This is a genomic window from Pseudomonas rhodesiae (assembly GCF_013285305.1).
In the GTDB taxonomy this organism is placed as follows: Bacteria; Pseudomonadota; Gammaproteobacteria; order Pseudomonadales; family Pseudomonadaceae; genus Aquipseudomonas; species Aquipseudomonas rhodesiae.
The window spans coordinates 5,181,844-5,200,859 of record NZ_CP054205.1 but is presented as its reverse complement, the minus strand read 5'-3'; the positions used below and the strand labels follow the sequence as shown (position 1 = coordinate 5,200,859).

The window sequence follows — 19,016 nt, the reverse complement described above, 5'->3', positions numbered from 1 at the left end:
GAAAAAACCGGCCTCAACTGAGCGTGGCCTTTTTTCCAGGACGCCCGTGATGAACCTGCATCAATTTGCCGAAACCCACGACGTGACCAACCAACCGCCGTCCCTGGACGGCGTCAACCTGTACCGCATCGACCTGCCCCTGCAAGAGTGGTCGCGACGTTTCGGCGCCGGTTGGGCGCACTCGCGCATCGATACCTATGGCGCATTGGCCGGCGGGCCGTTGATGGCGGCTGGGTTTCTGGCCAATCAACACAAACCGGTGTTCAACAGCCACGACCGTTACGGTCACCGCATTGATCTGGTTGAGTTTCACCCCGCCTATCACGAGCTGATGCGCACCGCCGTCGAACATGGCCTACCTTCGCTGCCCTGGGCTCATCCGCAGGCCGGCGCCCATGTGGCCCGCGCCGCCATGACCTACCTGCACAGCCAGGCCGAAGCCGGCAGCGGCTGCCCATTGACCATGACCTTTGCCTGCGTACCGGCGTTGCGGTTGCAGCCGGACCTGGTCAAGACTTGGCTGCCGAAAATCCTCAGCACCCAATACGACCCGCGCAACGTCGGCATCGCCCACAAGGCCGGTGCCACCCTTGGCATGGCCATGACCGAGAAGCAAGGCGGCACCGACGTGCGCGCCAACACCACCCGGGCTTATCCGGTGGGCGCTGGCGGCCCTGGGCAGGCGTATGAGCTGGTGGGCCACAAGTGGTTCTGTTCTGCGCCCATGTGCGATGGGTTCCTCACGCTGGCCCAGACTGACAAGGGCCTGAGCTGTTTCCTACTGCCCAGGCATCGCCCGGATGACACCCGCAACGAGTTCTACATCCAGCGCCTGAAAAACAAACTCGGCAATTGTTCTAACGCCTCCAGCGAAGTGGAGTTTCGCGGCGCCCTGGCCTGGATGGTCGGCGAAGAAGGCCGTGGTGTGCCGACCATCATCGAGATGGTGGCCATGACCCGCTTCGATTGCATGGTCGGCTCCAGCGCCCTGATGCGCCAGGCCCTGACCCAGGCCAGCCATCATTGCGCCCATCGCTCGGTGAGCGGCTGCGTGCTCAGCGAGCAACCGCTGATGCAAAACGTGCTGGCCGACCTGGCCCTGGAAAGTGAAGCATCCCTGGCCTTGAGCCTGCGCATGGGGAGGGCGTTGGACCATTTGGATGACGAGCAGGAGAGTAAATTCGCACGGCTGGTGACGGCGGTGGGCAAGTATTGGATCTGCAAACGCGCGCCGGCCATGATCAATGAGGCCGCCGAGTGCATGGGCGGCGCCGGTTATGTGGAGGACAGCATCCTGCCGCGCCTGTACCGTGAGGCACCGGTGAATTCAACGTGGGAAGGCTCCGGCAACGTGCAATGCCTGGACGTGCTGCGTGCGCTGTCCAAGGAAGCGGGCGTATTGGAGGCGCTGTTTATCGAACTGGGCAATGGCCACGGCGACCGGCATTTGGCGCGGCATATCGAACAGCTCAAGTCAGCCTTTATGGACACCCAGGACATCCAATACCGCGCGCGGCAGTTAACCGAGGACATTGCCGTGGCCTTGCAGGCCAAACTGTTGTTGGAAGCGGGGAATGCTGCGGTCAGCGACGGCTTTATTGCCAGCCGCTTGAGCGATTCCTCCGGCCGCGCTTATGGCGCCTTGCCGCGTGGTGTGGATGTGGCGGCGATTGTCGCCCGCTCAACGCCTTCTGTTTCTGAATAAGCCCGGTCCAAAGGTGGGAGGGGGCAAGCCTCTCCCACATTATTGAGTGCATTCCAACGTCACTGTTTCGGTGCGGCTGGGATGCAGGCAAGATACAGGCCTGCATGTCAGAACACAGGATGCTTACCGTGACCGAAGCTTTTGTTGTCGTTAAAACCGCCGAAGAAGCCGTGGACCGGCTGGCGGCTCTGCATGAGCGAGCTACCGGCGCGCTCAATCAGGCCCTCAAGCAATACCTCAAGGACCGCGTCGAACCCGACGCCGAGCAACGCGCGCTGTTCCGCTACCCCGAGCTGCGCCTGACCTACCACTGCCACGGCGAAGTCCCACAGACCACCCGCGCTTATGCCAAGGTGCAACTGCCGGGCACCTACAGCGTGACCGTCACCCATCCTGCGGCGTTCCGTAAGTACCTGCTGGAGCAACTGGTGCCGTTGATGCACGACTTCACCGTGACGGTGGAAGTGGGCGTCAGCCAACAGAATATTCCTTACCCGTATGTGGTCGAGCAGGGCGATGAACTCGCCGGCTCCGGCGTGACTGCCGCCACCCTGGCCCGCGTATTCCCGAGCACCGACCTGTCGGCCGCCACCGACGGTATCGCCGATGGCCTGTATGACTGGGAAAACACCAACCCACTGCCCCTGGCGCTGTTCGATGCGGCCCGCGTGGACTTTTCCCTGCGTCGCCTGGTGCATTACACCGGCAGCGACTGGCGCCACGTACAACCCTGGATTCTGCTGACCAACTATCACCGCTATGTCGACCAGTTCATCCTGCATGGCCTGGAACAATTGCGCAGCGACCCGCGTTTTATCCGCATGGTGCTGCCGGGCAACGTGGTGATCGACAAGAGCATGGATCACGGCGAAGCCTCGGCCATTGCCGCCGGGGTGGTCTGGCACCGCTACCAGATGCCGGCGTATCACCTGCAGGCCAGCGACGGCCACGGTGTGACCCTGGTCAATATCGGCGTGGGCCCGTCCAACGCCAAGAACATCACCGATCACCTGGCGGTGCTGCGTCCGCATTGCTGGCTGATGATTGGCCACTGTGGCGGCCTGCGCCAATCCCAGACCATCGGTGACTACGTCCTGGCCCACGCTTATATGCGTCGCGATGGCATCCTCGACCGTGTGGTGCCGCCGAATATCCCGATCCCGGCCCTGGCCGAAGTGCAACTGGCGCTCCAGCAAGCGGCGGCCCACGTTACCGGTGAAAAAGGCGAACAGCTGAAAAAACGCCTGCGCACCGGCACCGTGCTGACTTACGACGATCGCAACTGGGAGCTGCGCTGGGCCCAGGAGCGACCGCTGATAAACCTGTCCCGCGCCGTGGCCGTGGACATGGAAAGCGGCACCATCGCCGCCCAGGGCTATCGCTTGCGGGTGCCGTACGGCACGTTGCTGTGTGTATCGGATAAACCGCTGCACAGTGAAATCAAATTGCCCGGTTCGGCCAACGCGTTCTATGAGCGCGCGGTGAGCCAGCACTTGAAGATCGGCATCGAAGCCGTGGACCTGCTGCGCAACGAACTCAACTCGCTGCACTCGCGCAAACTGCGCAGCTTCGACGAGCCGCCGTTCCGCTAAGCGGTTGGGATGGTCATTTAACGGTCAGGCCACTAGCATTGTCGGTCCTGACCGTTAGATGTTGTTCTGCCATGTCTCGTCCCACCCGTCCCGATTCGCGCCGCCCTGGCGTGAAACCTCCGTATTCCGCTGCGCGTCGCGTTGCCAAGGCGCCGCCGGCCGAGCCGAAGTTGATCCTGTTCAATAAACCATTCGACGTACTGACCCAGTTCAGCGACGAAGGCGGCCGCGCGACGCTCAAGGACTTCATCGACATTCCCGGCATCTACCCGGCGGGCCGTCTGGACCGTGACAGCGAAGGCTTGCTGCTGCTGACCAACGATGGCCAGTTGCAGGCGCGCATTGCCGACCCTAAGCACAAGCTGGCGAAAACCTACTGGGTGCAGGTGGAGGGCGAACCCACGGAAGAATTGCTGCAACGCCTGCGCGATGGGGTAGAACTCAACGACGGCAAAACCTTGCCCGCCGAGGCTCGGCGCTTGGACGAACCCGCGTTATGGCCACGCAACCCGCCGGTACGCTTTCGCAAAAACATCCCGACGTACTGGCTTGAACTGGTGATTCGAGAAGGGCGTAACCGCCAAGTGCGGCGCATGACCGCCGCCGTGGGCTTGCCGACCCTGCGGCTGGTGCGGGTGCGCATTGGCGATTGGACAATCGACGGGCTGGACCAAGGCCAATGGAAGGAAGTCCCGGCGCGTTTATAAAGCGCCGGATTCGATCAGGCCAATCACCACGCTCTTGATGATAAATGCCGCTACGCCCAGGCCCAGCACGAAGAACAGGATGAACGAGCCGAAGCGTCCGGCCTTGGATTTCTTCGCCAGGTCCCAGACGATAAAGCCCATGAAAATAATCAGAATCGTGACCAGGCCGGTCATCATCCATTCTTCAAACAGGGCGGGGTCGATGTTGTTCATGGGCTCTTCCAACGGGGCAGGCGGCGAGTATAGGGCAGTGTCACAAGCGCAACATTGACCTGGATCGAAGTGCAATCAAAATTTGGGCGGGGGTCAGCTATGGATAAGCTGACTGAAGTATTGCTATCGGGGGCAAGCCCCCTCCCACATTGACCTTTATCGATTTTAAGTGCGTAGGTGGGTCAGTGGCAGCTCTGTGCTGTTGAGCACTTGGTTGAGTACAAAGCTTGAACGCACGCTGGTTACGCCTTCGATCCGGGTGAGGTGGCCCAGTAGCAGTTTTTGATAGTGATCCATGTCCGGCACCACCACCTTCAACTGATAGTCCGCATCCATGCCGGTGACCAGGCTGCATTCCAGTACCTGGGGCAGTGTGCGGATGGCCGCTTCGAAGTTTTCGAAACGTTCGGGGGTGTGGCGGTCCATGCCGATCAGCACGTACGCGGTCAGGCTCAGGCCGAGCATCTTGCGGTCGAGCAGGGCGACCTGGCGCGCGATGTAGCCGTCGTCTTCCAACTGCTTGACCCGGCGCGAGCACGGCGACGGCGACAGGCCGATGCGTTCGGCCAACTCCTGGTTGGAGATCCGCGCATCGCGCTGCAATTCAGCCAAAATACTCAGGTCATATCGGTCAAGCTTGCTCATTGGGTTGGCCTTTGTCGTAACTATTGCGGCGAATTATCTATGAAGGGTTAAAAATTGCGCAAGCACTGTTTATTGACGCAATCTTCGCAATCATCTGTCGGGCGCTGGCGCGTATCGTTAGCAACAGAATCACCGCCTGGACAATAGTCCACTGCAGCTCGCCCAATCAGGCCCGCTGCGGCCGCCACCCCAGCAGGGTTGAGCCGGCCTCCAGGCTGCACACTGTCCACAAGACGGCGTGAGGTGAGCCAACGTCAAAAGCGTTGAGCCAGGACGAAATTCTCAAGGGGTGGCCGACGGGTCGCCCCTTTTCTTTTGCCTTAAGAAAATTGTTCTCGTGACTGATAACCTGTCTCAGAACCGGGCGAGGCTTTCCCAGTCTCATGTTCAAGCCCTGAATCGCAGTGAGGAAAAGCATGAAGCGCATCTGGCGTTTGGCAGGTGTTGGTTTGCTGGTGGTCAGCGTCGGCACGCAGGTATTGGCCGACGAGCGCGATAACGTACCTCGCGAAGGCCAAGGGCCGCAAGGCGGTGGGCAGCATGAGCGAGGCCCTGAGGGCGGGCGGCGGGCGGAGAACAGTCCACCGCGTCCCGAGAACCCTCAACCACGCCCGCAGAACGAGCATTTTGACCGCGGCGGCCCGAATGGCGGCGGTCAATGGCAGGCGCGGCCACAAGGCAATGAGCAGGCGCGCCCGGCGCCGCAGCCGTCGAATAACCTGCCGATCCAGGGGCGCCCCGATACCGTGCGCCAGACCCAGGAGCCGCGCCAGGGTTACTACCGTGACATACCTCGACGCAGCGACGACAACCGCCATTGGGAGGCCGGCGGCCCCGGTTCGCGCCCCGGCTACAACGGGCATCCGGATGACCATCGCTGGCCTGGCCGCCCCGATGGCCACGGTAATGGCTGGGGCCCCGGCCCGCAGTACCGTCCGGGTTATGTGGTGGACCGCTTCCCCGACCGCAACTACCGCGTGCCCTATCGCGGCCAGGACTACTTCTTCTCCGGCGGTTACTGGTATCGCCCCCAAGGCCCGCGCTATGTGGTGGTTGCGCCGCCGTATGGCATCCGCGTGCATTACCTGCCGGACTATGCGCGGGAAGTGTGGGTCGGCGGTTCGCTGCTGTTCCTCGCCGCCGGCGCTTATTACGCCTACGAAGAAAGCACCCAGCAATACGTGGTGGTGCAGCCGCCGGCAGCGGTTCCCGCGCCGCAGCCTGCGCCCCAAGGCAATGGTTATGACGTGGTGGCCTATCCCGCCAATGGCCAATCACCAGCCCAGGTGCAACAGGATGGTTATGACTGTTATCGCTGGGCGGTGCAGCAAAGCGGCTTCGCCCCCCAGGCCGTCACCTACGCCCCCGACCCGGCGGTGGTGCAGACCTACCGCCAGGCCCAAGGCAACTGCCTGAGCAGTCGCGGCTATCAGGTGCAGTACTAATCCTTGGCGCCTGTGACCACTTCCTGCGGGTCGGCGTGTACCAACACTTCGGCGCGCGGGTAGGCGGCGTGAATGGCGTCGGCGGCCTGGTCGCTGATGCCGTGAGCTACTGACAGGCTCAGATCCCCCGGCAGTTCCAGGTGCAACTGCACAAACCAATGGTTGCCCGATACCCGCGTGCGCAGGTCATGGGCGCCCAGCACGCCGGGCACGCCACGGGCCAGTTCCAGCATGTGCTGGCTGACCTCCGGCGGCAATTCCTCGTCCATCAGCACCGCAAAGCTTTCCCGGGCGATATGGATCGCGCTCCACAAAATGTACGCCGCAATCCCCAAGCCGAACCAGGCATCCACCTGATGCCAGCCCATGGCCGCCAGCACCAATGCCAGCAGGATGCTGCCGTTGAGCAGCAAGTCCGAGCGGTAGTGCAATGAGTCGGCGCGCACCGCGTTGGAGCCGGTTTCGCGGACCACCCGGTGTTGCAACGTCAGCAACCCCACGGTCAGCAGCAGGGAGAACACAATCACACCGATGCTCAGCCACGGCGCCCCTACCGGTTCCGGATGCTGCAAGCGTTCATAAGCCTGCAATGCAATCAGCACCGCACTGCCACTGATAAACAGCGCCTGGGCCATACCCGACAGCGACTCTGCCTTGCCATGCCCATAGCGGTGATCGTCGTCGGCCGGCCGCAGCGCGTAATGCACTGCAAGTAGGTTCAGCAGCGACGTCACGCCGTCCAGCAACGAGTCGGTCAAGCCCGCGAGCATGCTCACCGAGCCGCTGAACCACCAGGCGATAGCCTTGGTAACAATCAATACACAGGCGACCGCCACTGACGCACGGGTCGCCAGGCGCAACAGGCGGGCGTGTTCGGGACTGCTGATCATGGGCAGTCCTTATGCGGCGGGTTGCAGGCCGAGGGCGGCAAGTTGCTGCACGCTGCCCTTGAACTGGATCAGGCGCGGGTCGTCCAGCGGCAGGCTGCGGCCGGTTTCTTTCTGGATGATGCTTTGCAGCTTGGCGTTGTCGACCTGGCCGTCGACGCCGATGGCTTCGTGGAGTTTTTCCGGGGCGACCTGGGCAGTCTTGCCCGGCTCGAAATAGATCGCGCCCGTGGCGAAGTCGACGCCGAAGGCGATCAGGCCGGGGATCACATAAAACAGCAGGCCCACGGCGTCGAGCACGGCAATGGTCGGGTCGATCTTGCCGTCGATCTGACCACGGCGGTCGGGGTAGAAGATCGAACCGCAGGCGGTCAATTGGCTGAGCAGGGTGACGGCTAAAACACCGCCGATGACACGGGAAGCGATACGCATGGACAATCTCCTCAACAGGGTTGATACGCGACTATATAACACCGGCCTTGAGACCAGCGTCGGCATCCGGCAGTTCGCCGTTATACTCGCCGCTCTGCTTTGGAGCCAGTATGAATTCGTTGCCCATCGATGATGTTTTACCCGCCCTGCGTGACGCTTTGGCCAATCGCCATGAAGCCGTGCTCGAAGCACCGCCCGGCGCCGGTAAAACCACCCGCGTGCCCTTGGCCTTATTGAATGAAACGTGGCTGGCCGGGCAGACCATCCTGATGCTCGAACCGCGGCGCTTGGCCGCCCGCGCCGCCGCCGAACGCCTGGCCAGCGAACTGGGGGAAAAGGTTGGCGACACCGTCGGCTATCGCATCCGCCTCGACAGCAAGGTCGGCCCCAACACGCGTATCGAAGTGGTCACCGAAGGTATTCTCACGCGGCGCTTGCAGGACGACCCGGCGCTGGAGGGCGTGGGCCTGCTGATCTTCGATGAATTCCACGAGCGCAGTCTCGACGCCGACCTGGCCTTGGCTCTGAGCCTGAACGGTCGTGAGCTGTTTCGCGATGAGCAGCCGCTGAAAATCCTGTTGATGTCCGCCACCCTCGAAGGCGAGCGCCTGGCCGGTTTGCTGGACGACGCTCCGATCCTGCGCAGCGAAGGGCGCATGTTCCCGGTGCAGATGCGCTGGGGGCGGCCGTACCAGCCCGGTGAATTTATCGAACCGCGCGTGGTGCAAACCATCCTTGAAGCCCTGCATGACGAAACCGGCAGCGTGCTGGTGTTCTTGCCGGGCCAGGCGGAGATTCGTCGGGTCAACCAGCAACTCGCCGACGCCCTGGGTGATCGCCCCGACGTGTTGCTGTGCCCGCTGCACGGCGAGCTGGACCTCAACGCCCAGCGCGCCGCTATCGACGCCGCGCCGCCCGGCAAACGCAAGGTGGTCCTGGCCACCAACATCGCCGAGACCAGCCTGACCATCAATGGCGTGCGTGTAGTGATTGACGCCGGGTTGGCGCGAGTGCCGCGTTTCGACCCCGGCAGCGGCATGACCCGCCTCGACACCCAACGCATCTCCCGCGCCAGTGCGACCCAGCGCGCCGGCCGGGCCGGGCGCCTGGAACCGGGGGTGTGTTATCGGTTGTGGTCCGAAGACCAGCATGAAGGCCTGGCCGCGTATGGCAGCGCAGAAATTCTCGCCGCCGACCTCGCCGGTCTGGCCCTGCAGTTGGCGCGCTGGGGCGTGACGCCGAACCAACTGGTGTGGCTGGATGCGCCGCCGAGCGCGGCCTATGCCCAGGCCCAGGACTTGCTGGTGCGTCTGGGGGCATTGAATGACGACACGCTTACCGCCCACGGCCAGAAAATGGCCGAATTGCCGGCCCACCCGCGCATCGCCCATTTGCTGCTGCGCGGGCAGGACCTGGGGCTGGCGGCGACCGCGTGTGACGTCGCTGCGCTGTTGGGCGAGCGCGATATCGTGCGCGGTGGCGGTGCGGACCTGCATAGCCGTCTGGCGTTGTTGTCCGGCGAGGAGCGCGTGCGCGGCAGCCAAGGTGGCGTGCAGCGGGCCAAGCAACTGGCGCGGCAATATCGTGGGTATCTGCGCGGTAAGCCGACCCAAGCGGTGGCCGATCCCGATCACCCGCGCTGGCTCGGCGCCTTGCTGGCGCTGGCTTACCCGGATCGCGTGGCTCAGCAACGCCGCCCAGGCGGAGCCGAATACCGCTTGGCCAACGGTCGCGCGGCGCTGTTTGCGGAGGCTGATAGCCTGATGAAACAGCCGTGGTTGGTAATCGCCGACCTGGGTAGCCGTCAGGGCCAGCGCGAAGAACGCATCTACCTGGCGGCGGATTTCGATCCGACGTTGTTCGACACGGTGCTCGCCGAACAAGTCCGCAACGTCGATCAACTGGATTGGGACGAACGCGAAGGCGTATTGCGCGCCGAGCGTCAGCGCAAAGTCGGTGAGTTGGTACTCAGCCGCGAACCGCTGGCCGGCCTCGACGAAGCCGCGCGCAGCCAGGCCTTGGTCAACCTGGTGCGGCGCAAAGGTCTGGAGCTATTACCCTGGACCCCGGAACTGCGCCAATGGCAATCCCGCGTGATGCTGCTGCGCCAGTTGGACGCCGGCAAAACCAGCGAATGGCCCGACCTCAGTGACAGCGCGTTGCTGGCCGGCCTGGAGCACTGGCTAATGCCATACCTGGGTAAAGTCTCGCGCCTGAGCCACTTCGCCAACCTGGATATCTCCAGCTACCTGCACAACCTGCTGCCCTGGCCGCTGCCCCAGCGCCTCGACGAACTGGCGCCGCAGCACATCAAAGTCCCCTCGGGCTCATCGGTGCGCTTGGACTACAGCGAGCAGCCGCCGATTCTGGCGGTGCGTTTGCAGGAATTATTCGGCCTGGCCGACACCCCGCGCATCGCCGGCGGGCGCCAAGTGGTGAAGCTGCACCTGTTGTCCCCGGCAAGACGCCCGGTGCAAGTGACTCAGGACCTGGCGAACTTCTGGCGCAGTACCTATGCCGAGGTGAAGAAGGATCTGAAGGGGCGTTATCCCAAGCATTACTGGCCGGATGATCCGCTGATAGCCGAGCCGACCGCGCGGATCAAACCCCGAAAGTCGTAACCCTAAGCCTCCAAATGTAGGAGGGGGCAAGCCCCCTCCCACAGTTATTGCGCGGCGGGCAGCAGGAAGCGGGCAATCACCGGCAAATGGTTGGAAATGCGCAACGTATCCTCCTGCCGCACCTTGGCCTCCACCCGCTTGATACGCGGGCTGTAGAACAGGTAATCGACGGTGCGATCCGGGCCATCGATGCTTGGGTCATTGGGGAAGTAGGTCAGCCACTTCTCGCGGTCGATGCCGCTGGACTGGCTGTTGCTGGGGATCATCGGGTATTTATCCCACAGCAGATGCAGTTCGCTGTCCGGCGAATATTGCCCGCGTTTGCTGGCGTCCAGGCGCAGGAATTGTCCCAGCGGCAGCAGATTGAAATCGCCGCCGATCAACCACGGCGTGCCACGCCCCTCGAATTTATCCAGCAGCTTGACCGTGGCCTGCACCTGTTCCTGTGCGACGCTGCGTCCCGGCATGTCGGCGCTAAGGCGCGTGTTCAGTACCGCCAGTTGGCCGCCGTCGCTTAGGGGTAAATACGTCAGCAGCAGAGCAGGCTTGGGTTGGAACTGGCGGCTGATCAAGCCAGCATCGGGCGCCGGCAGTTGCAGGCGCTCGGCGTGTTCGATCTGGTAGCGGCTGAGGGTGGCGAGCTTGCGGCCGACGCTGCCGAAGATATGCCGGTCGGGCACGAAGTCGGCCTTCCAGTCGAACGTCTGGGCGCTGCACGGGTAGAGGTCCACCAAGCGCTCTTGCAGCAACGCGAGTTGATCCTGGTAATGGGAGGGCTTGGCGTTTTCGTCGAGTTCCTGCAACAGCAGGATGTCGGGTTGTTCGTCGCGGATCACCCGCGCCACTTCGTCGAGGCTGGCGGCCATGTCTTCTACGGTGGGGCGCTCGTCCGGGCCGCTGCCGTCGGGGGGGTCATACCAGAACACGTAGTTCTTGCCGGCCAGGTATTGCACGTTCCACGTCATCACTTTGAGCGCCTGCCCGGGCAACAGGGTCGGCGCACGTGGCGCCACGCAGCTGACGGGCAGGGTCTGCTTGGGCTCGGGGCGCCAGGTCAGGCTGTAGATCAACGCGGTCAACAGGCCCGCGATCAACAACAGGCCCAGCAAGGTGATGCGCAATAAACGGGTCATCGGCTCGGCTTATGGCGTGTCAGGAATGGCGGGGAGCATATCACCGTGCGTCGGCGTCGCCACCGATCAGCATGAATAAACGGAACAGCACCACACTGGTGAACAATTGCAGGAAGCTGTGGGCGCTGTCGATCAACACCCCCAGCAATGGCGCGGGTTCGGGATACGCCGCGACGCTTGCGCCCTTGAGCAGCCACAGCGGCGTCATCACGCACAGCAGGCACACCAGGATGCGCCAGAAGTGGCCGCGCGTCAGACGAAAACTTTCTTTCATCGCCTCCAGTGCCGGCATGTCGCGCAGCACCAACAGGTATTCGGCGAACGCCAGCACCACCATCAGCCACAGACCCGGCAGAAAATACAGTGACAGCCCCAGAAGAATCAGCAGCGTACTCATCGCCGTCAGCAGCGCGAAACGCGGCCACAGGGTCAGCGCCATCGCCCACACATCGCGGGTACGCGGCGCCTCGCCACGGGTGCGGGCATCGAGGAACAGGATCAGGGCGCCGGTGTACAACGGGTACACCAGCAGCCCAACCACCACGCTGTAACCGGGGAAGGCATCCGCCCCCAGCGTATGGTCGAGCACCTGTTGCAGCACCGCTTCAAGAATCACCAAGGGCAGGCACAACTGAACGATGGCGCCCAGATTGCGCTGGGTAAAACGGAAGGAGTCGCGCAGTACGTCTAACGGATTCATCAGGTTCATCGCAGGCCTGTAAACAAGGGCGACACTTTAACCGATCAGCATCGCAGGGGCGCAAACGTAAACCTTGAGTAAAGACCATTGAAACAATTGGTAACAGCCCCATAACTAGCACGCACCTGCCTTAACCCTGGCAGGACCATGATTTCTACCGGCAATCTAACGAGGTCGCCATGAACAGCGAAGAGCAAACCCTGATCGATGGACTGTTTTCACGGTTGCAGCAAGCCGAAACGGACTCAGCCCCCCGCGACGCCCAGGCCGAAGCGCGGATCAAGGAGCACATGACTCGCCAACCGGCCGCCGGGTACTACATGACCCAGTCGATTCTGGTGCAGGAACACGCACTCCAGAGCCTCGACGCGCAGAACAAGCAACAGGCGCAGCAGATCCAGCAGTTGCAGGAAGAGTTGCAGCGTGCCAAATCCGCGCAACCTACGGCCTCCAGCGGTGGCGGTTTCCTGTCGAGCATCTTTGGCGGCGGCTCCCGCGACGCACAACCGACCCAGAGCGCTCCGGCCTCCACGGGCGGCGGTTGGCGCGAACCGGCGCGGCCTTCCTTTAGCCAGCCCGCGCCACAACAGAACTATCAGCAACCACCCCAAGCGCCTGCCGCGCCCATGGGCAGCGGCTTCCTTGGCGGCGCCATGAAAACCGCCGCCGGCGTGGCCGGTGGTGTGTTACTAGCCGAGGGCATCAGCAGCCTGTTCCACCACAACTCACAACCGCAGGTGGTGGAGGAAATCATCGAACAACCGGCGCCGGCCAGCGATCAAGGCGGTTGGGGCAACGATGACCAGAAATACGCCGGCGATGACAGTTGGGGCAGCAACAATGCCGACAGCTTTGCCGACAGCGATTATTCCGACGATTCATCCTCCTTCGGCGACGACGATTCCTTCGTCTGAACATAGCCAGACCGGGGCGGCATAGCGCCCCGGTCTGATTTTTTCCCGGAAACTTCCCGCTGGCTGGCATACTGGCGCCTTTGCGGACCCCCGTATGCCGGGTCCAAATGGCTGTCATGGGGAAGTGCGGTGAAGAAAATTGCAGTGTTCGCCGATGTACAAAACCTCTATTACACCGTGCGCCAGGCTTATGGCTGCCACTTCAATTACGCCGCCCTGTGGGCTGATATCAGCTCGCGCGGGCAGATCGTCGAGGCGTACGCCTATGCCATCGACCGGGGCGACAGCAAGCAGCAGCAGTTCCAGCAGATCCTGCGCAACCTGGGGTTCACGGTAAAACTCAAGCCGTATATCCAGCGCAGCGACGGCTCGGCCAAGGGCGACTGGGACGTGGGCATCACCCTCGACATCATGGACGCCGCCGACCACGTCGACGAAGTGGTGCTGGCCTCCGGCGACGGCGATTTCGACATGCTGCTCGAGCGTATCATCCACAAACATGGCGTTGAAGCCGTGGCTTATGGCGTACCGGGGCTCACGGCCAATTCATTGATACGCGCCGCCAGCCGCTACGTGCCGATCGAAGGCGCGTTGCTGCTCAAATAGTTGTTTTGACGGAGTAGGAACAGGTTTGGAACGTATAGCGGTCATCGACTTTGAAACCACCGGCATCACTCCGAGCAGCCAATGCCGGGCCACGGAAATCGCCGTGGTCATCCTTGAGCATGGGCAGATCGTCGACCGCTACCAGAGCCTGATGAATGCCGGCGTGCGCGTGCCGGGCTTTATCGAACAACTGACCGGCATCAGCAACGCCATGTTGCGCAGCGCGCCACCGGCCGAGCGGGTGATGAACGAAGTCAACGAGTTCGTCGGCACCACGCCGCTGCTGGCGCACAACGCCGCGTTCGACCAGAAGTTCTGGGACTTCGAACTGGGCCTGATCCGCCGCACCCGCTTGCAGAAATTCGCCTGCTCCCTGCTACTGGCCCGTCGTCTGATGCCCTCGGCCCCCAACCACAAGCTCGGCACCTTGAATGCTTTCGCTCAACTGCCTCACACCGGCAAGGCTCACCGGGCATTGGCGGACGCGGAAATGGCCGCCAACCTGACGGCGCATTTGGCCAAGGAGTTGCGCGGGACTCACGGCTTGCGCGAACTGTCCCACGACCTGCTATGCACCTTGCAGAAAGTGCCGGCGGCGAAGATCAATGAGCACCTGAAGAAACATCGCGGGTTCTGACAGAACAACTCCGCTGGAAATGTGGGAGAGGGCTTGCCCCGATTGTGGTGTGTCAGTCACGGATTAGCTGACCGGTCTACCGCTATCGGGGGCAAGCCCCCTCCCACACTAGTTATGTGTCGTTCATCGAGGCTGCACACACTCCAGGGCCTGATCCACCACGCCCTTTGCCATCTCCACCAAATGCATCACCGCGCGTTGCTGCACATCCATCGCTCCCCCCGACGAATGTGCAGTGCCCACTGCGCAGTGCAACAGATCCGCCGCGTGGGCGAGGGCCTCTTCGAGGCTCAGGTTGTCGTTCAGGGTGAAAGTGGGCGCATCCGGGGCGCAGGCTTTGAGGTAGTAATCGATGGCGCGGCGGTGGAGCAGGGCGTCTTCGCTGGGGAAGTGGGGTGGATCGGGGGTAACTTTGACCATGGTTGAACTCCTTGCTGGAAGAAGTCGACACCGTTCGCTTGCACGCGAATAGGGTGGCAACTGTACGTAGGTGTGCAAGACCGGGGCAAGAAGTAAACCCAGCAGACCCGAAGGTCTCCCACGCACAGCCGCCATAACGGGCATATTGAAAGCCTGAGGCTAGGCGTAAAGCTGTAGGTTGATTTGTGATCTCGCTTGCCATCGGACTTGCACGTCCGGTCATCGAAAACTTGATGACTGGGCGAGACTAGCTACCTGATCCGACGGAAACAAGACGGTTGGATTCTCTCGGAAACGTCCCGCAAATGAAAGGGATCAGTCTTGCTGGCCTTTGAAACAACAGCTCTTTTTGGGGGGGCGTTTATTTGCTTTCTGAATAGTCAGTAAGCTTAGCCTTGATGTGCTGTCAGACGTTTCTGGATTCTCCCTTCTCCCGTCTATAGCCCTTCGCTGCGACCTAAGATCTCGGCTGTCATTTACGTACAGGGACTACGTCATGCACGAAAGCGATCTTCACACAGCAATCATGCGAAGCCAGTTTGAACTCCAGCGTAACGGCATCGATTTCGGCTCAACTTCAAACGTGGCGTTTCATTTGGGAAACGCGATGACAAGCTGCCCGGCAGTCATGGTTTTACCTGGTTCGCCAAGCTGGACCCATGGCGCCAGTCACCAGTTCCTAAAGCCCGTTCATGCTGACTCCTCGGTGCCGAGCACCACGTTTGACGAACTCTGGAAATGCACACAGCAACACTACGGCTTGACGGCCGCAACGGTTCTCACTGGTGCCGCGGGCATACCTATAAGCAAAATAGCCGTGGGCACTTGGGTTCATGTTGGCTCCAGCAAAACGACGAACTTGGCGAGTCTTATTGGCATGCGCTTTTTCCCCCGTACATTGATCAGGCAACCCACGGTGGCCAGAATGGCGAAAGCAACGTTTGGCACCGTCCGGGTATTTGGCATTATTGGACGGGGCATTCCGTTCGTAGCTGCGGGGTTAGCTATTTTTGATCTAATCAGTATTGGTAAGTGCGCCTATGAGGCCAGAAATGGAAGGTAGCCCGACTAGAACCGAGATCAGCGAAAAGGTAATTCAGCTATTCGTCGATATCATCGGCTTTGTCGACCGAAGCCAGGTCACGGAGCAAACGGACTTCATCCATGACTTCAAGATTATTGATGATGATTTGACCTGCTTTGTCATGCAGATCAAGTGGCAATTCAACTTGCAGGCGACGCAGGAAGATTGGGATCACATCACTACCATCAAGCAGATAGTCGACTTGATCGTTGAGCGCGCGAATTTGCAGTGCGGGCACTGAACCCATCGGGGGCAAGCCCCCTCCCACATTGGATCTGTGTTTACCTTCGGATTGCGCAGTCAACGCGGTCAAAACTGTGGGAGGGGGCTTGCCCCCGATGGCGATCTATCAGCCAAGCGTTTTCCCATTGCCTTCCAATTGCCCCAACGGCACTCGCCGTTCTATCGCGCTCGATAGGATGATCGAGGTCTTGCTGAACCCAAACTTTGCAATCCGGTTGATCAGGTTTTCCAGCTCCTGCATCGACCCCACCGCCGCCTGCATGATCACGCAGGGGTCGCCGGTGACGCGGTGGCACTCGGTCAGTTCGGGGATTTCGGCGAGGGCGTCGTAGACCTTTTGATTACCGTGGTGGGTCAGGCGCAGTTCAATCACGCATTGAATCGGTAAGCCCACTTTGGACAGGTCCACCTTGGCTTGATAGCCGGTGATTACCCCGCTGGCCTCCAGCTTGGCCACGCGTTCGGCCACGGCGGGGGCAGAGAGGTTAACGATGCGCGCCAGTTGTGCGTAGGACGCGCGGCCGTCTTCAAGCAGGGCGTTGAGGAGCATGCGGTCGTATTTGTCCATAGAAAGGCTCCAATCACCGGTTGCTTTCGAAAACAAAGCTTATAGCCCCCATAACCCTATTTTGAAAAGTGTATGGGCCGTTTAAACAGGTTTTGTAACTTATTTTTATCCGTCCGCCTTTCTAGAATAAGCCTCCCGTTTCCGTCATAGAGCCGCCCCATGCCTGGCCCACGTCGCTTTCCCTTACCGTTGATCGCTGCCTTCTTTGCCTTATATGTGATCTGGGGTTCCACCTACCTGGTGATCCGCATCGGCGTCGAATATTGGCCGCCGCTGTTGCTAGCGGGGATTCGGTTTTGCACGGCGGGGGCGTTGATGTATGGCTACCTCAGATGGCGTGGGGTGCCGGCGCCGACTTGGAAGCAATGGAAAGCCGCCGGGATGATCGGCATTTTGCTGCTCACCTTCGGCAATGGCGGCGTCAGCGTGGCCGAGCACACCGGCGTGTCGTCCGGGGTGGCGGCGCTGGCGGTGGCGACGGTGCCGCTGTTCACCCTGCTGTGCGGGTACTTCTGGGGCGCGCGCAATACGCGGCTGGAATGGGCCGGGGTGATCCTGGGGATCGTCGGCATCGCCATGCTCAACATGGGCAGCACCCTGCAATCGAGTCCGATAGGGGCCGCGTTGTTGCTGTTTGCGGCGGCTTCGTGGGCGTTCGGTTCGGTGTGGAGCCGGCAGTTGCCATTGCCCCAGGGCGCCATGGCCAGTGCCGCGGAAATGCTGGTGGCCGGTGTAGCGCTGCTGCTCGGCAGTGCGCTGTCCGGCGAACACCTGCAAGCCCTGCCGCCGCTGGAAGGCTGGCTGGCCCTGGCCTACCTGACCGTGTTCGGCTCGATCATCGCGTTCAACGCCTACATGTACCTGCTCAAGCACGTACGCCCGGCGGCGGCGACCAGTTACGCCTACGTCAACCCGGCGGTGGCGGTGTTGCTGGGGATTGTGTTCGTCGGTGAGAGCATCGGCCTGGAAGAAGCCTTGGCGATGCTGGTGATTATCAGCGCGGTGCTGTTGATCAGCCTGCCCCAGTGGCGCAAGCCCAAGCCGGAAATAAGGTAAACTGCCGCGCATTGCGACCTTGCGTTGATTTTTCCTACGGTAACTACATGACTTTCGCCTCCCTTGGCCTGATCGAACCCTTGCTGCGCGCCCTTGAGACGCTCGGCTACCACACCCCGACGCCGGTGCAGGCGCAAGCCATTCCGGCGGTGCTGGCCGGTCGCGACTTGATGGCCGCCGCCCAGACCGGCACCGGCAAGACCGCTGGTTTCGCCGTGCCGTTGCTGCAATTGCTGACCATGGAAGGGCCGAAAGTCGCCGCCAACTCGGCGCGCGCGCTGATCCTGTGCCCGACCCGCGAGCTGGCCGAGCAAGTTCACGCCAGCGTCGCCGAATATGCGCAACACCTGCCGCTGACCACCTATGCGGTGTACGGCGGCGTGAGCATCAACCCGCAAATGATGAAGCTGCGCAAGGGCGTCGACATCCTGGTCGCCACACCGGGCCGCCTGATCGACCTGTTCCGCCAGAACGCGCTGAAACTCAACCAGTTGCAAACCCTGGTGCTGGATGAGGCCGACCGCATGCTCGACCTGGGCTTCTCCGAAGAACTGGCGAACATCTACCGCATGCTGCCGAAAAAGCGCCAGACCCTGCTGTTCTCGGCGACTTTCTCCGATGACATCCGTCTGCTGGCCGGGCAAATGCTTAACGACCCGCTGAGCATCGAAGTCAGCCCGCGCAACGTGGCAGCCAACACCGTCAAGCAGTGGGTGGTGCCGGTGGACAAGAAGCGCAAGCCGGAGCTGTTTGTGCACCTGATGCGCAAAGGCCGCTGGAAGCAGGTGCTGGTGTTTGCCAAGACCCGCAACGGCGTGGACGCACTGGTGGACAAGTTGCAGGGCCTGGGCGTGAACGCCGATGGCATCCATGGCGACAAACCCCAGGCTACGCGCCAACGCGCGTTGGACCGCTTCAAGTCCAGCGATGTGCAGATCCTGGTGGCCACCGATGTGGCGGCCCGTGGCCTGGACATCGAAGACCTGCCGCTGGTGGTCAACTTCGACTTGCCGATCGTGGCCGAGGACTACATCCACCGCATCGGCCGCACCGGTCGCGCGGGCAACACCGGCGAGGCGATTTCCCTGGTGTGCGCCGATGAAGTGAACATGCTGTCGGCCATCGAGATGCTGACCCGTCAGACCCTCACGCGCAAAACCGAGCCGGAGTTCGAGCCCGAGCACCGCGTACCCGAAACCGACGCCAGCGGTCAGGTGGTGAAGAAGCCGAAAAAACCGAAGAAGCCCAAGGCGTCCGGTGGTGGCGGCAAGCGCAATTTGGGCAAGTGGGTGGACAGTGGTGATGTCGCACCGTCGGAGCCTTCGATCAAGCCGGTGCGTAAGGTGCCGGTGTTCAATACCGGGCCGCGTAAGAAGAAGTGACTTTGCGGTGTGGTTGATGGCCTTAT

General features: G+C 61.8%; 20 protein-coding genes. 12 read left to right on the top strand and 8 right to left on the bottom strand.

From position 1 onward, the window contains the following. Window positions 1–49 precede the first annotated feature (49 nt). The 3 genes from HRH33_RS23515 to HRH33_RS23505 all read left to right on the top strand — a co-directional run bounded on the left by HRH33_RS23515 (window position 50) and on the right by HRH33_RS23505 (window position 4,004). Window positions 50–1,705: an acyl-CoA dehydrogenase family protein gene (locus HRH33_RS23515; RefSeq protein WP_167418199.1), complete on the top strand. Its 1,656-nt coding sequence runs from the start codon at window positions 50–52 to the stop codon at window positions 1,703–1,705. Between the two features lie 119 nt (window positions 1,706–1,824). Continuing rightward, window positions 1,825–3,297 (top strand): AMP nucleosidase, encoded by a 1,473-nt coding sequence (gene amn, locus HRH33_RS23510; protein WP_162276694.1) that lies wholly within the window; start codon window positions 1,825–1,827, stop codon window positions 3,295–3,297. Window positions 3,298–3,368: 71 nt separating this feature from the next. Further along, entirely contained in the window at window positions 3,369–4,004 is a 636-nt protein-coding gene (locus HRH33_RS23505) for a pseudouridine synthase (RefSeq protein WP_034100884.1), read from the top strand. On the opposite strand, the gene HRH33_RS23500 is transcribed toward HRH33_RS23505, so the two are convergent. Further along, a complete protein-coding gene (locus HRH33_RS23500) occupies window positions 3,999–4,208 on the bottom strand; it encodes a DUF2788 domain-containing protein (RefSeq protein ID WP_025999909.1) in 210 nt (69 codons plus the stop codon). The genes HRH33_RS23505 and HRH33_RS23500 overlap by 6 nt on opposite strands. Window positions 4,209–4,382: 174 nt before the next feature. Continuing rightward, a complete protein-coding gene (locus HRH33_RS23495) occupies window positions 4,383–4,862 on the bottom strand; it encodes an Lrp/AsnC family transcriptional regulator (RefSeq protein WP_003194418.1) in 480 nt (159 codons plus the stop codon). 416 nt (window positions 4,863–5,278) lie between these two features. On the opposite strand from HRH33_RS23495, the gene HRH33_RS23490 reads away from it, so the two are divergent. Next, window positions 5,279–6,307, top strand: coding sequence for a DUF6515 family protein (locus HRH33_RS23490; protein WP_167418200.1), 1,029 nt, complete (start codon window positions 5,279–5,281; stop codon window positions 6,305–6,307). Here HRH33_RS23490 and HRH33_RS23485 read toward each other — a convergent pair. Both HRH33_RS23485 and HRH33_RS23480 read right to left on the bottom strand, forming a co-directional pair. Continuing rightward, window positions 6,304–7,197 carry a cation diffusion facilitator family transporter gene (locus HRH33_RS23485; RefSeq protein ID WP_034100881.1) on the bottom strand — a complete coding sequence of 298 codons (894 nt, stop codon included), beginning with the start codon at window positions 7,195–7,197 and terminating at the stop codon, window positions 6,304–6,306. The genes HRH33_RS23490 and HRH33_RS23485 overlap by 4 nt on opposite strands. Window positions 7,198–7,206: 9 nt before the next feature. Continuing rightward, the gene (locus HRH33_RS23480) at window positions 7,207–7,626 is read right to left on the bottom strand and encodes a polyribonucleotide nucleotidyltransferase (protein WP_167418201.1); all 420 of its coding nucleotides are present in this window, start codon (window positions 7,624–7,626) and stop codon (window positions 7,207–7,209) included. Between the two features lie 110 nt (window positions 7,627–7,736). On the opposite strand from HRH33_RS23480, the gene hrpB reads away from it, so the two are divergent. Then, complete coding sequence (hrpB, locus tag HRH33_RS23475) at window positions 7,737–10,247, top strand: ATP-dependent helicase HrpB (RefSeq protein WP_167418202.1); 2,511 nt, start codon at window positions 7,737–7,739, stop codon at window positions 10,245–10,247. 44 nt (window positions 10,248–10,291) lie between these two features. Here the strand turns inward: hrpB and HRH33_RS23470 are convergent, their stop codons facing one another. Both HRH33_RS23470 and HRH33_RS23465 read right to left on the bottom strand, forming a co-directional pair. After that, window positions 10,292–11,380, bottom strand: a complete 1,089-nt coding sequence (locus HRH33_RS23470; RefSeq protein WP_167418203.1) for an endonuclease/exonuclease/phosphatase family protein — start codon at window positions 11,378–11,380, stop codon at window positions 10,292–10,294. Between the two features lie 40 nt (window positions 11,381–11,420). Beyond that, on the bottom strand, window positions 11,421–12,080 hold the full coding sequence (locus tag HRH33_RS23465; RefSeq protein WP_034139403.1) for a YciC family protein: 660 nt from the start codon (window positions 12,078–12,080) through the stop codon (window positions 11,421–11,423). 179 nt (window positions 12,081–12,259) lie between these two features. Between HRH33_RS23465 and HRH33_RS23460 the strand changes: the two genes are divergently transcribed. From HRH33_RS23460 to HRH33_RS23450, 3 genes are all read left to right on the top strand, one after another. Continuing rightward, window positions 12,260–12,994: a DUF2076 domain-containing protein gene (locus HRH33_RS23460; protein WP_123479406.1), complete on the top strand. Its 735-nt coding sequence runs from the start codon at window positions 12,260–12,262 to the stop codon at window positions 12,992–12,994. 129 nt (window positions 12,995–13,123) lie between these two features. Beyond that, window positions 13,124–13,600 carry a LabA-like NYN domain-containing protein gene (locus tag HRH33_RS23455; RefSeq protein WP_034100876.1) on the top strand — a complete coding sequence of 159 codons (477 nt, stop codon included), beginning with the start codon at window positions 13,124–13,126 and terminating at the stop codon, window positions 13,598–13,600. Window positions 13,601–13,625: 25 nt separating this feature from the next. Then, on the top strand, window positions 13,626–14,237 hold the full coding sequence (locus HRH33_RS23450) for a 3'-5' exonuclease (protein ID WP_167418204.1): 612 nt from the start codon (window positions 13,626–13,628) through the stop codon (window positions 14,235–14,237). A gap of 123 nt (window positions 14,238–14,360) precedes the next feature. On the opposite strand, the gene HRH33_RS23445 is transcribed toward HRH33_RS23450, so the two are convergent. After that, window positions 14,361–14,657 (bottom strand): DUF6124 family protein, encoded by a 297-nt coding sequence (locus tag HRH33_RS23445; RefSeq protein WP_123479405.1) that lies wholly within the window; start codon window positions 14,655–14,657, stop codon window positions 14,361–14,363. Window positions 14,658–15,153: 496 nt separating this feature from the next. Between HRH33_RS23445 and HRH33_RS23440 the strand changes: the two genes are divergently transcribed. Both HRH33_RS23440 and HRH33_RS26465 read left to right on the top strand, forming a co-directional pair. Continuing rightward, complete coding sequence (locus HRH33_RS23440) at window positions 15,154–15,720, top strand: hypothetical protein (RefSeq protein ID WP_167418205.1); 567 nt, start codon at window positions 15,154–15,156, stop codon at window positions 15,718–15,720. Next, a complete protein-coding gene (locus tag HRH33_RS26465; RefSeq protein WP_243269841.1) occupies window positions 15,710–15,982 on the top strand; it encodes an acyl carrier protein in 273 nt (90 codons plus the stop codon). The genes HRH33_RS23440 and HRH33_RS26465 overlap by 11 nt, the downstream gene beginning before the upstream one ends. 108 nt (window positions 15,983–16,090) lie before the next feature. Here the strand turns inward: HRH33_RS26465 and HRH33_RS23430 are convergent, their stop codons facing one another. After that, a complete protein-coding gene (locus tag HRH33_RS23430; protein WP_034100874.1) occupies window positions 16,091–16,552 on the bottom strand; it encodes an Lrp/AsnC family transcriptional regulator in 462 nt (153 codons plus the stop codon). A gap of 159 nt (window positions 16,553–16,711) precedes the next feature. On the opposite strand from HRH33_RS23430, the gene yedA reads away from it, so the two are divergent. Together yedA and rhlE1 are read left to right on the top strand one after the other, a co-directional pair. Then, window positions 16,712–17,608, top strand: a complete 897-nt coding sequence (gene yedA / locus HRH33_RS23425; RefSeq protein WP_034100873.1) for a drug/metabolite exporter YedA — start codon at window positions 16,712–16,714, stop codon at window positions 17,606–17,608. A 47-nt stretch (window positions 17,609–17,655) separates the two neighbouring features. After that, window positions 17,656–18,990 carry an RNA helicase RhlE1 gene (rhlE1, locus tag HRH33_RS23420; protein WP_167418207.1) on the top strand — a complete coding sequence of 445 codons (1,335 nt, stop codon included), beginning with the start codon at window positions 17,656–17,658 and terminating at the stop codon, window positions 18,988–18,990. The last annotated feature ends 26 nt before the right edge of the window (window positions 18,991–19,016 follow it).